Origin of the sequence: Nonomuraea sp. NPDC049419 (genome assembly GCF_040676995.1) — a bacterium.
Taxonomy (GTDB): domain Bacteria; phylum Actinomycetota; class Actinomycetes; order Streptosporangiales; family Streptosporangiaceae; genus Nonomuraea; species Nonomuraea salmonea.
This window is the reverse complement of record NZ_JBFAQB010000002.1, coordinates 114,788-127,556: the sequence shown is the minus strand read 5'-3', so window position 1 is coordinate 127,556 and position 12,769 is coordinate 114,788. Positions and strand designations below refer to the sequence as shown.

13 protein-coding genes are annotated in these 12,769 nt (G+C 71.4%); 8 read left to right on the top strand and 5 right to left on the bottom strand.

What is annotated here, in order from left to right:
- Positions 1-329: 329 nt before the first annotated feature.
- From AB0K12_RS05860 to AB0K12_RS05845, 4 genes are all read left to right on the top strand, one after another.
- Positions 330-1,571: a hypothetical protein gene (locus tag AB0K12_RS05860; RefSeq protein ID WP_364555943.1), complete on the top strand. Its 1,242-nt coding sequence runs from the start codon at positions 330-332 to the stop codon at positions 1,569-1,571.
- A 51-nt stretch (positions 1,572-1,622) separates the two neighbouring features.
- The gene (locus tag AB0K12_RS05855) at positions 1,623-2,309 is read left to right on the top strand and encodes a DUF2786 domain-containing protein (protein ID WP_364555941.1); all 687 of its coding nucleotides are present in this window, start codon (positions 1,623-1,625) and stop codon (positions 2,307-2,309) included.
- 120 nt (positions 2,310-2,429) lie between these two features.
- Complete coding sequence (locus AB0K12_RS05850) at positions 2,430-2,552, top strand: hypothetical protein (protein WP_364555939.1); 123 nt, start codon at positions 2,430-2,432, stop codon at positions 2,550-2,552.
- A 5-nt stretch (positions 2,553-2,557) separates the two neighbouring features.
- Positions 2,558-3,322, top strand: a complete 765-nt coding sequence (locus AB0K12_RS05845) for an SDR family oxidoreductase (RefSeq protein ID WP_364555937.1) — start codon at positions 2,558-2,560, stop codon at positions 3,320-3,322.
- Between the two features lie 112 nt (positions 3,323-3,434).
- On the opposite strand, the gene pgm is transcribed toward AB0K12_RS05845, so the two are convergent.
- Positions 3,435-5,066: a phosphoglucomutase (alpha-D-glucose-1,6-bisphosphate-dependent) gene (gene pgm / locus AB0K12_RS05840; protein WP_364555935.1), complete on the bottom strand. Its 1,632-nt coding sequence runs from the start codon at positions 5,064-5,066 to the stop codon at positions 3,435-3,437.
- A 97-nt stretch (positions 5,067-5,163) separates the two neighbouring features.
- Here pgm and AB0K12_RS05835 point away from each other — a divergent pair, with 97 nt between their 5' ends.
- Genes AB0K12_RS05835 through thrS form a run of 3 tightly spaced genes read left to right on the top strand, consistent with a single transcriptional unit; the run spans position 5,164 to position 8,735 of the window.
- Positions 5,164-6,066, top strand: coding sequence for an LLM class F420-dependent oxidoreductase (locus AB0K12_RS05835; protein ID WP_364555932.1), 903 nt, complete (start codon positions 5,164-5,166; stop codon positions 6,064-6,066).
- 39 nt (positions 6,067-6,105) lie between these two features.
- Positions 6,106-6,702: a GH25 family lysozyme gene (locus tag AB0K12_RS05830; protein WP_364555930.1), complete on the top strand. Its 597-nt coding sequence runs from the start codon at positions 6,106-6,108 to the stop codon at positions 6,700-6,702.
- A gap of 41 nt (positions 6,703-6,743) precedes the next feature.
- Positions 6,744-8,735: a threonine--tRNA ligase gene (gene thrS, locus AB0K12_RS05825; protein WP_364557698.1), complete on the top strand. Its 1,992-nt coding sequence runs from the start codon at positions 6,744-6,746 to the stop codon at positions 8,733-8,735.
- Positions 8,736-8,819: 84 nt separating this feature from the next.
- Here the strand turns inward: thrS and AB0K12_RS05820 are convergent, their stop codons facing one another.
- Together AB0K12_RS05820 and AB0K12_RS05815 are read right to left on the bottom strand one after the other, a co-directional pair.
- Positions 8,820-9,545, bottom strand: coding sequence for a PIG-L family deacetylase (locus AB0K12_RS05820; protein ID WP_364555927.1), 726 nt, complete (start codon positions 9,543-9,545; stop codon positions 8,820-8,822).
- 35 nt (positions 9,546-9,580) lie between these two features.
- Positions 9,581-10,102 (bottom strand): Asp23/Gls24 family envelope stress response protein, encoded by a 522-nt coding sequence (locus AB0K12_RS05815; protein WP_364555925.1) that lies wholly within the window; start codon positions 10,100-10,102, stop codon positions 9,581-9,583.
- A 76-nt stretch (positions 10,103-10,178) separates the two neighbouring features.
- Here AB0K12_RS05815 and AB0K12_RS05810 point away from each other — a divergent pair, with 76 nt between their 5' ends.
- Positions 10,179-10,709, top strand: a complete 531-nt coding sequence (locus AB0K12_RS05810) for an HIT domain-containing protein (RefSeq protein ID WP_364555923.1) — start codon at positions 10,179-10,181, stop codon at positions 10,707-10,709.
- A gap of 115 nt (positions 10,710-10,824) precedes the next feature.
- Here AB0K12_RS05810 and AB0K12_RS05805 read toward each other — a convergent pair whose 3' ends face one another.
- Positions 10,825-11,031: a hypothetical protein gene (locus AB0K12_RS05805; RefSeq protein ID WP_364555921.1), complete on the bottom strand. Its 207-nt coding sequence runs from the start codon at positions 11,029-11,031 to the stop codon at positions 10,825-10,827.
- A gap of 170 nt (positions 11,032-11,201) precedes the next feature.
- Positions 11,202-12,764 carry a family 10 glycosylhydrolase gene (locus tag AB0K12_RS05800; protein WP_364555919.1) on the bottom strand — a complete coding sequence of 521 codons (1,563 nt, stop codon included), beginning with the start codon at positions 12,762-12,764 and terminating at the stop codon, positions 11,202-11,204.
- Between the last annotated feature and the right edge of the window lie 5 nt (positions 12,765-12,769).

Below are 12,769 nucleotides of genomic sequence, written 5' to 3'. Positions count from 1 at the left end.
ATCCCTGCATCGATGGTCCCATCCGGAAGGGCGGGTGTTGCCCTCCGAAAGGAGGAATTTACCCCTCCGACTGGCCGACGGGGGCGGCAGGGTCACCGGCTGAGCTGCCTCTTCCCGGTCTCATTGTGCGCGGGCCGCGCGAGCCGGTGCCACCCCCCGGGCGCGCGGGATGGCGCGTTCCAGGCAGGTACGTTGCGTCAAGGTCACAGAACTGCCGTGAAACCAGGGCAAACTGGGGCAGCAGACGGCGTTTGGCGTACAAGATGGCGACATTCTGCGATGATCTCGTCGCATAGAGCCGGAGTTTGAGCCCTCACGGATAGTGACAGATGCCGACATTTGAGGAAATAACAGCCTTCATCGCCGAGAAGCCGCTCGCCACCGCCGTCATCGCGCTGCTGAGCCTGGCCGGGCTGGTCCTGGCCTTCCTGGTGGTCAGGGTCGTCTGGCGCGTCGTCGCCTGGTTGTGGTCCAGGTACGTCGCCCCGCGCCCCGTCGAGGACGTGCTGACCGTCGTGGCCGCGTCCATCGCCACCGGCGTGTCCGCGCAGGGCATGTGGCGCTTCTCCGGCGACGTGCTGGGGCTCGACGGCCCGCTGCGGTTACTGCTGTTCGCGTTCATCGAGGTCGCGATCATCACCAGCGCCGTACGCGCCCGCCGCAACATGCGCGAGAACTTCTCCGCCGGCATCGACGGCATCGCCGTGTGGGCCCTGACCTGCCTGACCGCCGTGCTGTCCAGCATGGACGCGCGCAGCCTGCCCGAGGCCGTCTTCCGCCTCGCCGCCCCGCTCGTGGCCGCCTGGCTGTGGGAGCGCGGCATGGCCATCGAGCGCCACCGCATCCGCGGCACCGGCCGCATCAACTGGCGGCTCACCCCCGAGCGGCTGCTGGTCAGGATGGGCCTGGCCGAGGTCAGCGACCGTACCGCCAGCGAGGTCGACGCCCACCGCCGCCTGACCAGGGTCGCGCTGGCCGCCAAGAAGGCCAAGGCGCTGCGCGAGGGCGGCGCGTCCGAGCGCAAGATGCGCGCCGCGCTCGCCAAGCTCGACAAGGCGATGGACCAGGCCGTCGAGCACACCGGGCTGGCCGTCGACCCGCAGCGCCAGGAGGCCCTGCTGGCCCAGATCGCCGCGCTCTACAACACCTCCGCGCTCATCGACGCCGACCCCCGCGTGCCCTGGGAGCAGGACGCCGAGCAGCACCCCGTGCCCGCCCGCCCCGCGCTGCCGCCCGCCCTGGCCGAGCTGGTCCGCGAGGAGGACGAGGACGTCACCGTGCTCGACGCCACTCCGCAGGTGGTCAGCACCGCCGAGCGCGCCGCCCTCATGCGGGCCGCCCGCGAGTTCTGGGACCGGCAGATCGCCAAGGGCATCGTCCCGCGCACGGTGGACATCGCCCAGGAGATCGGCATCTCGCTGGCCACCGCGCGCGAGTACCGCGCCCTGTGGAAGCTGGAGCCCCGCGCGCACGCCCTCATCGAGGCGCTCTACCAGCAGCACGGCATCGTCGACACCGGAGCGTTCCCCGCCATCGCCGACGACGGGCGGGTCCTGACGAGCAAGTCCTGACCCCGGCTAGCATCGTGCCCGCAGATCAGCGGGCACGGGAGGGGGCCTCGGTTGCGGGAGCGCACGCTCGACCGCGTCAGGAAGCTGCTGGCCAAGGCCGAGCGCACCGACAACGAGCACGAGCGGGCCACGTTCATGGCCGCCGCGTCGGCGCTGATGGCCAAGCACGGCATCGACTCGCTGCCGCCCGCCGGCACCCGCCAGACCCCCGCCGACCGCATCGTCACCCTGCCGCCGCCGTGGGCCAGGGAGAAGGCCAGGCTGGTGAGCCTGGTGGCGCAGGCCGTACGCTGCCGGCCGCTGCTCATCGGGCGCGGCGACGGCGGGCAGCGGGTGCACGTGTTCGGCTTCGCCGCCGACCTGGAGCGGGCCGACGTGCTCGCCACCTCGCTGCTGCTGCAGATGGCCTCCGGCCTGGCCAGGACCGAGCCGCCGGCCGGCGCCGTCCGCGCCTACCGGCGTTCCTGGCTGCTCGGCTTCACCGACGAGGTCTACCGGCTGCTGTGCGCGGCCGAGAAGCAGGCGGCGGCCGAGGCGGCGCCCACCGGCACCGCGATCGTCCTGGCCGACCGCAGGGCCGAGGTCGATCGGGTGGTCGCCGCGCACTATCCGCGCGTCCGCATGAGCGTCCCGCGGACCAGCGGCACCGGCTACCGCGCGGGCGTCGCCGCGGGCCGCAGGGCCGACCTCGGACGTACGGGCATGAGCACCGCCACGGCTCCGGAACTCGGGCGGTAAGCCCTTTCCGGATGGCCGTTTGACCTTGGGGCGATCAGGGCATCCCCGGGGTGGTCTCGCGCCGCGGGGCGACGGCGGTCGTGCCGGGGCGGCTACTACGGCTCCTACGCCCAGACCGGCGTGCAGTCGGCCTCGCGCTTCAGCGTCGCGTACGCCACCGGGCGGCTCGGACTGAGCGGCCACGCCGCGCTGCCCGGCGCCAAACACATCGACATCGCGGCCTTCGACCCACTCAAGGAGTGACCGGCATGGACATCAACGGCAGCGTCGCCGTGATCACCGGCGGCGGCACCGGCATCGGCGCGGCGGTGGCGGAGCGGCTGGCCGCCAAGGGCGCGGCGGCGGTGGTCGTCAACTACTCCCGCTCGGCCGACGAGGCCCGCGCCACCGTCTCGCGGCTGGAGAGCATGGGCTGCAAGGCGTCGGCGGTGGCGGCCGACGTGTCCGACGACGCCGCCGTACGCCGGATGGCCGAGCGCGTGCTCGCCGACCACGGGCGCGTGGACGCGCTGGTGTGCAACGCGGGCACCACCACCTGGGTGCCGTTCCCCGACCTGGAAGGGCTGACGGACGAGGTGTGGCGGCGGCTGCTCGGCGTCAACCTCATGGGACCGTTCTACTGCGCCCGCGCCTTCGCCCCCGCCCTGCGCGCGTCGCGGGGCGCCGTCGTCAACGTCGCCTCCATCGCGGGGCTGCAGGCCACGGGCTCGTCCATCGCGTACGGGGTGAGCAAGGCGGCGCTCATCCACCTCACCCGCGACCTGGCGGTGGCGCTCGGCCCCGAGGTCAGGGTGAACGCCGTCGCGCCCGGCATCGTGGCCACCCGCTGGCACATCGACCGGGTGGGGGAGCAGGTGTTCTCGGAGATGGCGGCCAAGGAGGAGCTGAAGGCCCCGCTCCGCCGCACCGCACAGCCCGGCCACATCGCCCAGATGGTCACGTCCCTGCTGGAAGCGGACCTGATGACGGGCGAGGTGTTGGTCGGCGACGGCGGCCGCCACCTCGGCTACTGACCGCCCGGCAGGTATTCGGGCGGCGCGCCTCGGACCGGCGGATCCTCGCCCGAGGCCCGCTTACGCCTGAGACCCGCTCCCGCCCGAGGCCCGCCTCGCTTGGGGCGGGCTTTCAGGCGAGGGCGGCGGAGACGAGGGAGCGGGCCTCCTCCTGGACCTTGGCGAGGTGGTCGGGGCCTTTGAAGGACTCGGCGTAGATCTTGTAGACGTCCTCGGTGCCCGACGGCCGGGCCGCGAACCAGGCGTTCTCCGTCGAGACCTTCACGCCGCCGAGCGCGGCGTCGTTGCCGGGCGCCGACGTCTGCACCGCCGTGATCGGCTCGCCGGCCAGCGACGTGGCCGTCACCTGCGCGGCCGACAGCTTGCCGAGCACGGCCTTCTCCTCGCGGGTGGCGGGCGCGTCGACGCGGGCGTACGCGGGCTCGCCGAACCGCTCGGTCAGCCCGCGGTAGTGGGCGCTCGGCGACTCGCCGGTGACGGCGAGGATCTCGGAGGCCAGCAGGGCGAGGATGATGCCGTCTTTGTCGGTCGTCCACACCGACCCGTCGCGCCGCAGGAACGACGCACCCGCGCTCTCCTCGCCGCCGAACCCGAGCGACCCGTCGAGCAGGCCGGGCACGAACCACTTGAAGCCGACCGGCACCTCGTACAGCCGCCGCCCCAGCGACTGCGCCACGCGGTCGATGATGCCGCTGCTCACCATCGTCTTGCCCACGCCGGCGTCGGCGGGCCAGCCGTCGCGGTGGGCGTAGAGGTAGGAGATGGCGACGGCGAGGTAGTGGTTGGGGTTCATCAGGCCGCCGTCGGGGGTGACGATGCCGTGCCGGTCGGCGTCGGCGTCGTTGCCGGTGGCGATGTCATAGGTGTCGCGGGCGGAGATGAGGGAGGCCATCGCGTACGGCGACGAGCAGTCCATGCGGATCTTGCCGTCCCAGTCGAGCGTCATGAACCGCCACGTCGGATCGACCAGCGGGTTGACCACGGTCAGCGACAGCCCGTGCCGCTCGGCGATCTCCCCCCAGTAGGCCACGCTCGCCCCGCCCAGCGGGTCGGCCCCGATGCGCACCCCGGCCGACCTGATCGCGTCGAGGTCGACGACGCTCGGCAGGTCGTCGGCGTAGGTGCCGAGGAAGTCGTAGCGGCCCGCCCGCTGCAGCGCCGTGGCGTAGGGGACCCGGCGCACGCCCTTGAGACCGTCCTGCAGCAGCTGGTTGGCGCGGTCCTGGATCCAGGAGGTGGCCTCGGTGCCGGCCGGTCCGCCGTGCGGCGGGTTGTACTTGAACCCGCCGTCGCCCGGCGGGTTGTGCGACGGCGTCACCACCACGCCGTCCGCCAGGCCGCTCGTGCGGCCCTGGTTGTGGCGCAGGATGGCGTGGGAGACGGCGGGCGTCGGCGTGTAGCCGTCACGCGAGTCGATCAGCACGTCGACGCCGTTGGCCGCGAACACCTCGATGGCCGACACCCGCGCCGGCTCCGAGAGCGCGTGGGTGTCGATGCCCAGGAACAAGGGGCCGTCGGTGTCCTGGTCGCGCCGGTATTCGCAGATCGCCTGGCTGGTGGCCAGGATGTGGTCCTCGTTGAAGGCCGTCTTCAGCGACGAGCCCCGATGCCCCGAGGTGCCGAACGCGACCCGCTGCCCCACCTCGCCGGCGTCGGGATGCAGCGCGTAATAGGACGTCACCAGCCTGGCGACGTCGACCAGATCGGAGGGCCGGGCGGGCTGTCCTGCGCGTTCGTGGGTCATGTAGGTCACTTTACAAACGGGGAGCGGCCCGGCGGGTGACCGCGTGGCGGCGTGGGGGGATACATTCGCCTCAGCCACTAGAACGGAGTTCTGTTCCATGCGATACGGCATCCTGCTCTCGGAGTCCGCCAAAGACGGTGACCCCATCACCGGCCTGCGCGACCAGATCGCCGGCGCCGCCGAGCGCGGCTTCACCTCGGCCTGGCTGTCCAACATCTTCGGCCTCGACGCCATCACCGCCCTGACGGCGGCCGGCGTGCAGGCCCCGCCTCTGGAGCTCGGCACCGCGGTCGTGCCCACCTACCCGCGCCACCCGGCCGTGCTCGCCCAGCAGGCCATGACCGCCAACGCCGCGCTGGGCGGCCGGTTCACGCTCGGCATCGGCCTGTCGCACCAGGTCGTCATCGAGGGTGTCTACGGCTACAGCTTCGAGCGGCCCGGCAGGCACATGAAGGAGTACTTGGACATCCTGCTGCCGCTCTCGCGCGGCGAGAAGGTGTCGTACCAGGGCGAGACGCTCAAGGCCGAGCTGAAGCTCGGCACGCCGGGCGCGGGCCTGCCCGTGCTCGTGGCCGCGCTGGGCCCCCGCATGCTGAAGCTCGCCGGCACCGTCGCCGACGGCACCGTGCTCTGGATGACGGGGCCGAAGACGATCGCCGAGCACATCGCGCCGAGCATCAGGGCCGCCGCGGCCGAGGCCGGCCGTCCCGAGCCGCGCATCGTCTGCTCGCTGCCCATCAGCGTCACCGACGACCCCGAGGGCGCCGTCGCCCGCGCCAACGAGATCTTCTCGGTGTACGGGACGCTGCCCAGCTACCGTGCCATGCTCGACAGGGAGGGCGCGGCGACTCCCGGCGACGTCGCCGTCGTCGGCGACGAGGACACCGTGCTCGCCAGGCTCGACCAGCTCAGGCAGGCCGGGGTGACCGACTTCGTGGCCTCGCCGTTCGCCGGCCGGCAGCGCACACTCGACCTGCTGACCGGCGCGGCGAAGGGCTGAGCGCCCGGCGTCCCCATAAGATCCGACAAGGTGAAGAGCGTGCTACATGGCATTGATGTGTCCAACTGGCAGGGCACCGTCGACTGGGCAGGTCATGCCGAGGCCGGGGTCGCCTTCGCCTTCGCCAAGGCGAGCGAGGGCGGCGACTTCACCGACAAGTGGTTCGCCCGCAACTGGAACGGCATGCGGGAGAGCTGGATCGTCTGCGGCGCGTACCACTTCGCCAGGCCCAAGGGCGACCCCATCGAGCAGGCCCGCCACTTCCTGCGGGTGATCCAGTCGGCCGGCGGGTTTCGCCGCGGCGACCTGGTCGCGCTCGACCTGGAGACCAACGACGGCGCGCGGCCCGAGCGGGTGGCCCGCTTCGCGCGCCGCTGGTGCCACTACGTCGAACGGCACGGCGGCGTGCGGCCGTTCATCTACACCTTCAGCGCGTTCGCGCGCGGCGGACACTGCGCCGGGCTGGCCGAATACCCCCTGTGGATCGCCAGCCCGCACAGCCCCCGCGGCCGTCCTTCCGTGCCCAGGCCCTGGCGCGACTGGACCATTCACCAGTACGCCAGCAGCCCCGTCGACCGCAATGTCTTCCACGGATCACGGCAGGAGCTGACAAAGCTGGGGTTTCACCCGCGATAGCATCGGTGTTCTCATCACCGAACCCTGCCTCGGTGCCGGGCATCGAGCGCGATCCACGAGGAGTCACCGTGTCAGCCGAGCTACGCATCACCCTCGCCGGAGCCGAGCGTGTGGTCGCGGCCGGCACGACGGCCGGTGAGGCGCTCGAGGCCGACGGCCGCACCGTCATCGCCGCCCTGGTCAACGGCGAGCCCCGCGACCTCGCCCATCCGCTGTCCGACGGCGACGCGGTCGAGCCGGTCGAGATCTCCAGCGAGATCGGCCGGTCCATCGTCCGCCACTCCACCGCCCACGTCATGGCGCAGGCGGTGCAGGAGCTGTTCCCCGAGGCCAAGCTGGGCATCGGGCCGCCCGTCGACAACGGCTTCTACTACGACTTCGACGTCGCCCAGGCCTTCAACCCCGACGACCTCAAGCGCATCGAAAAGCGCATGCGCGAGATCGTCAAGCAGGGGCAGCTGTTCTCCCGCCGGCCCGTCTCCGACGACGAGGCGCGGGCCGAGCTGGCGGCCGAGCCCTACAAGCTGGAGCTGATCGGGCTCAAGGGCGGCGCCGACCAGGAGGAGTCGGTCGAGGTGGGGGCAGGTCAGCTCACCATCTACGACAACCTCGACGCCAAGAGCGGCGAGCTGCGCTGGAAGGACCTGTGCCGCGGGCCCCACGTGCCCTCCACCCGGTCCATCCCGGCGTTCAAGCTCATGCGCTCCGGCGGCGCCTACTGGCGGGGCAGCGAGAAGAACCCGCAGCTGCAGCGCATCTACGGCACCGCGTGGGAGTCCCGCGACAAGCAGGACGAATATCTCAAGCTGCTCGAAGAGGCCGAAAAGCGCGACCACCGCAAGCTGGGCGCCGAGCTCGACCTGTTCAGCTTCCCACCCGAGCTGGGCAGCGGCCTGCCGATCTTCCATCCCAAGGGCGGGATCATCCGCAAGGAGATGGAAGACTACATGCGCAGGCGGCAGGCCGAGGCGGGCTACGAGTTCGTCAACACGCCCCACATCACCAAGTCGTCGCTGTTCGAGACCTCCGGCCACCTGCCGTGGTACGCCGACGACATGTTCCCCGCCTTCGAGCTCGAGGGCACCGAATACCGCGTCAAGCCGATGAACTGCCCGATGCACAACCTGATCTTCAGGGCGCGCGGGCGCTCCTACCGCGAGCTGCCGCTGCGGCTGTGCGAGTTCGGCTCGGTCTACCGCTACGAGAAGTCCGGCGTCGTCCACGGCCTCACCCGCGTGCGCGGCATGACGCAGGACGACGCCCACATCTACACCACCCGCGAGCAGATGGCCGACGAGATCAAGTCGCTGCTGCGGTTCGTGCTCAGCGTGCTGCGCGACTTCGGGCTCAACGACTTCTACCTCGAGCTGTCCACCCGCGACGACTCCGAGAAGTTCATCGGCGACCCCGCCGAGTGGCAGGAGGCCACCGACGCGCTGCGCCAGGTGGCCACCGAGTCCGGCCTCGAGCTCGTCGACGACCCGGGCGGCGCGGCCTTCTACGGCCCCAAGATCTCCGTCCAGGCCAAAGACGCCATCGGCCGCACCTGGCAGCTGTCCACCATCCAGCTCGACCTCAACCAGCCCAAGCGCTTCGGCCTCGAATACCAGGCCGCCGACGGCTCCCGGCAGACCCCGGTGATGATCCACCGGGCGCTGTTCGGCTCCGTCGAGCGCTTCCTGGGCGTGCTCACCGAGCACTACGCCGGCGCCTTCCCGCCCTGGCTCGCCCCGGTCCAGGTGGTCGGCATCCCGATCGCCGAGGCCCACGTCCCCTACCTGCACGACGTCGCCAAGCGGCTGCGCGCGAGCGGCGTCCGGATCGAGGTCGACGCGGCCGACGACCGCATGCAGAAGAAGATCCGCAACGCGCAGAAGGCCAAGGTGCCGTTCATGCTCCTGGCCGGCGACGACGACATCGCCAACGGCGCGGTCTCGTTCCGCTACCGCAGCGGCGAGCAGAAGAACGGCGTCCCGATCGAAGACGCCATCGCCGAGATCGTCAGCGCCGTGGAGCGCCGCATCCAGGTCTGACCCCGCCGAAGCCTCAGCCTCCCTCCCGAAGGGGGGCTGAGGCTTTTCCCGGCAGGGCGGCGCTCGCTGCGGGGCTCCGAAACCTCAGCGGGGGTAGAGGCGGAAGGAGACGGCGGGGGTGCCGCCGAAGCGGGAGGCCTCGTCGTGCGCCGAGCCTTCGAGGAAGTCGCGGGCGTATTTCTCCGGGTCGGTGCCGGGCTGGAGGGCTTCGATGTAGGTGCGGTGTTCCGTGAGGGAGCGGACGCCGCGTTCCAGGCCCTGGGTGACGTCCACGGCGTGGGTGGGGGTGTCGGAGCCTGCCACGGCGATCCAGCGGACGCCGTTCCAGGGCTCGGGGCCCGCGTCGGGGAAGATCCAGCGGTTGCCGGCGTCGCCGACGGCGTCCATCGTGGCGCGGCCGACGGCGCGGTGGTCGGGGGTGTTCCAGATCGTGCCGCCCCAGGTGTCGTCGAAGTTCAGCGTGATGACGAGCTCGGGGCGGTGCCGGCGGATGGCGGCGGCGAGGTCGCGGCGGAGCCGGGTGCCGTACTCGATCACCCCGTCGGCGTGGTCGAGGAACTCCACGCTGCTCACTCCGACGACCGCCGCGCTCGCCCGCTCCTCGCGCTCGCGCAGCGGCCCCGCCTCGGCGGGGGCGAGCGTGTCGATGCCCGCCTCGCCCCTGGTCACCATCACGTACGCGACATCGCGCCCCGCGTCGGTCCAGGCCGCCACCGCCGCCGCGCAGCCGTATTCGAGGTCGTCGGGATGCGCCACGATGGCCAGGGCGCGCTGCCAGTCCTCGGGCATGGGTTCTAGCTGATCGGTCATACCCGCCATCCTGGCAGCCGCTCGCCGGAAGGGCGTCAGGACTCCGAGGAGGCGTCGTCCTCAGGGGCATCGCGGGAAGCGGGGCGGCCCTCGCCGGGGAGCCGGACGTCGTCCACCGTGACGTTGACCTCGGTCACCCGCATGCCGAGCATCCGGCTGACGGTCCGCGCCACGTTCGTCTTGACCTCGGAGGCGACGTCCATGACCACGTGACCGTACTCGACCACGATCGTCAGGCTGACCGCCACCTGGCGGTCCTGGATCTGCGCGCTGACACCCTGGTTGCTGCGGCGGGAGCCGATGCCGATGCGGTCGCGTACGGACTCGAAGGCCCGCACCAGATCCCCGCCCAGGTCGGCGACGCCCGGCACCTCCAGGGCGGCCAGCGCGGCGACCTTCTCCACGACCTCGTCGGCCACCTTGATCCGCCCCTTGACGGCGGCATCGGCGGTCGGCGCCTCGATGTACGACGGCTCGCCGCCTCGGGAGCCTTCGGAGGGTGGGTCGGCGGGCGGGGCGGTCTGTTCGGCCACCTGTTCGGCCACGGCTTCACTCATCGCGTCCTCCTGTTGGGGGTGCACAGGATTGTGCCGGAAGAAGACCCGGTTTGTCCGGGGTCCTATGCTGCTAGATATGCACGATCAGGCAGGGGCAGGGTCCCCCGACAACTTCGAACGGCTGTGGACCCCGCATCGGATGGCCTACATCAAGGGCGAGAACAAACCGACCGGCACCGGGCCCGGCGACGGGTGCCCGTTCGACGCCATCCCGAAGATGACCGACGAGGACGGCCTGATCGTCAAGCGCGGGCAGGTGGTGTACGCCGTGCTCAACCTCTACCCGTACAACTCGGGTCATCTGATGGTGGTGCCCTACCGTCACGTGTCCGACTACGACGAGCTGGACGCGGCGGAGGTGGCGGAGCTGGGCGACTTCACGCAGCGCTCGCTGCGGGCGCTGCGCAAGGCGAGCGGCGCGCAGGGCTTCAACGTCGGCATGAACCTCGGCCACGTCGCGGGCGCCGGCATCGCCGCGCACCTGCACCAGCACGTCGTGCCCCGCTGGGGCGGCGACACCAACTTCATGCCGGTCGTCGCGCAGACGAAGGTGCTGCCGCAGCTGCTTCGCGACACCCGCCAGCTGCTCGCGGACGCCTGGGACTGACGGGCGCGGCCGCCCGGCCGCGGGCAGGAACGCGGCCGGCACCACCCCCGCCGACGCCTGCTCGGGCCGCAGGATCGCGTAGACGAGGAACGCCGCGGCGGCGTCACGATCGGCGTCAGGTTCGGGCTGAGCAGGGGCCGATCGCGCTCGTCCTGGCCGGCTCCCACAGGTTGGGCGTGTCGTCCGGGGTGAGATCGTTCCATTGCAGCCCCGGCGCCCCGATGAGCGCCACCCGCCCGGCAGGCGGCTCGGCGGCGGAGGCCGCCTGGGTGGCCGGCACCTGGCCGGCCGGAACGGCCAGTACGGCCAAAGCGCGCCGCACGCCGACGACCTCCCGCGCTCGCCTGCTGAGGCACTGTGGCACGGCTACGCTCCCGGCCGCGTCACTGGACGTGACCGCCCTCTCACGCGTCACTCCCGGACGCGGGAGAACGGAGAAAGGGCCGGTCCCCGTCACGGGGACCGGCCCTCAAAGGCCCAGCAGGCGAAGCGTCAGGTCGCGTCCACCTTCACCTTGACCGCCTTGCTCTCGTTGTGCAGCCGGTCGAGCGCGGTCACCAGGTAGGTGCCGGCCGACTTGGCCGCGTAGGAGGGGTCGCTCACCACGGCCACCAGGTTGCGCGCGTCGGTGGTGCGGCAGTCCTTGCCGGACTTCGGCACCTGGTAGACGGCGTAGGCGCGGGCCCCGCCGGACGGCTTCCACGACAGCTGCGCGCCGGACGCCTTGACGCCCGCGGGCGCGGCGGGAGCCTGACCGCCGCGCTCCTTCATCAGCGGTTGCAGCGCCGGACGGCTGTAGTGGGTCTTGGCGACCCGGTCCATCGCGCCGAGCGGGTTGGTGAGCAACTGCTTGGCGCTGAAGTAGACGGCGCCGCTCACCTGCTTGCTGTCGCGGTTGAGACCGATCTGGGCGGGCAGCTCGCCGGCCTTGGTCCAGGCCCTGTCGTCCTTGGTGCCGACGCGGTAGAGGCCCTGGCCGATCCAGAGCTGCACGTCGCTGCCCTTGACCGCGTCGGACCACCAGCGCACCAGCGTGCGGTAGTCGGCCGCCTTGTGCCCGCGCGGCCAGTAGAGCTGCGGCAGGACGTAGTCGACGGTGCCGGACTTGATCCAGGAGCGGGCATCGGCGTAGATCGCGTCGTAGGCCGACATGCCGGACGTCTTGGATCCGCTGGGGTCGTTGGAGGTGTTACGCCAGATGCCGAACGGGCTGATGCCGAACTTGACGTGGTTCTTCGCCTTGTGCACGGCCGAGTCGACCTGCTCGACGAGCTTGTCGACGTTGCCCCGCCGCCAGTCGGCGAGCTTCTGGCCCTTGCCGTACTTCTTGAACGCGGCGGCGTCGTCGAACGTCGCGCCCGCCACTGGGTAGGGGTAGAAGTAGTCGTCGAAGTGCACGCCGTCGATGTCGTAGCGGCCGACCACGTCGGTGATGACCTTGGTCACGTGGTCGCGCACGGCGGGCAGGCCCGGGTTGTAGTAGAGGCGGCCGCCGTATTTGACCGTCCAGGCGGGGTGCTTCTTCGCCGGGTGCCCGGCGGGCAGCTTGGCGATGCTGTCGTCGTAGGAGGCGCGGTAGGGGTTGAACCAGGCGTGGAACTCCATGCCGCGCTTGTGCGCCTCGTCGATGAGGAACGGCAGCGGGTCCCAGCCGGGGTCCTTGCCCGCGGTGCCGGTCAGGTATTGCGACCAGGGCTCCAGCGAGGACTTGTAGAGCGCGTCGGAGGCGGGCCGCACCTGCACGAAGACCGCGTTGAAGTTGCGCTTGGCGGCGCTGTCGAGGATCTTCACGTATTCGGCCTGCTGCCTGGCCTTGCTCAGCCCGGTCTTCGACGGCCAGTCGATGTTGGTCGTCGTGGCGATCCACACCCCGCGCAGCTCGCGCTTGGGATAGCGGGCGTCGGGCTTGCAGGCGGCCGCGGGCGCGGCGGCGGTGGCCGTCTTCTTCGAGCTCGCCGCGTTGCCCGGCTTGGCGTCGGGGCCGAAGGCGTAGGCGGCGCCGGTGGTGGCGATCGCGAGGGCGGCGGCGGCTAGGAGTGGGCGTCCAGTTCGCATAGTGC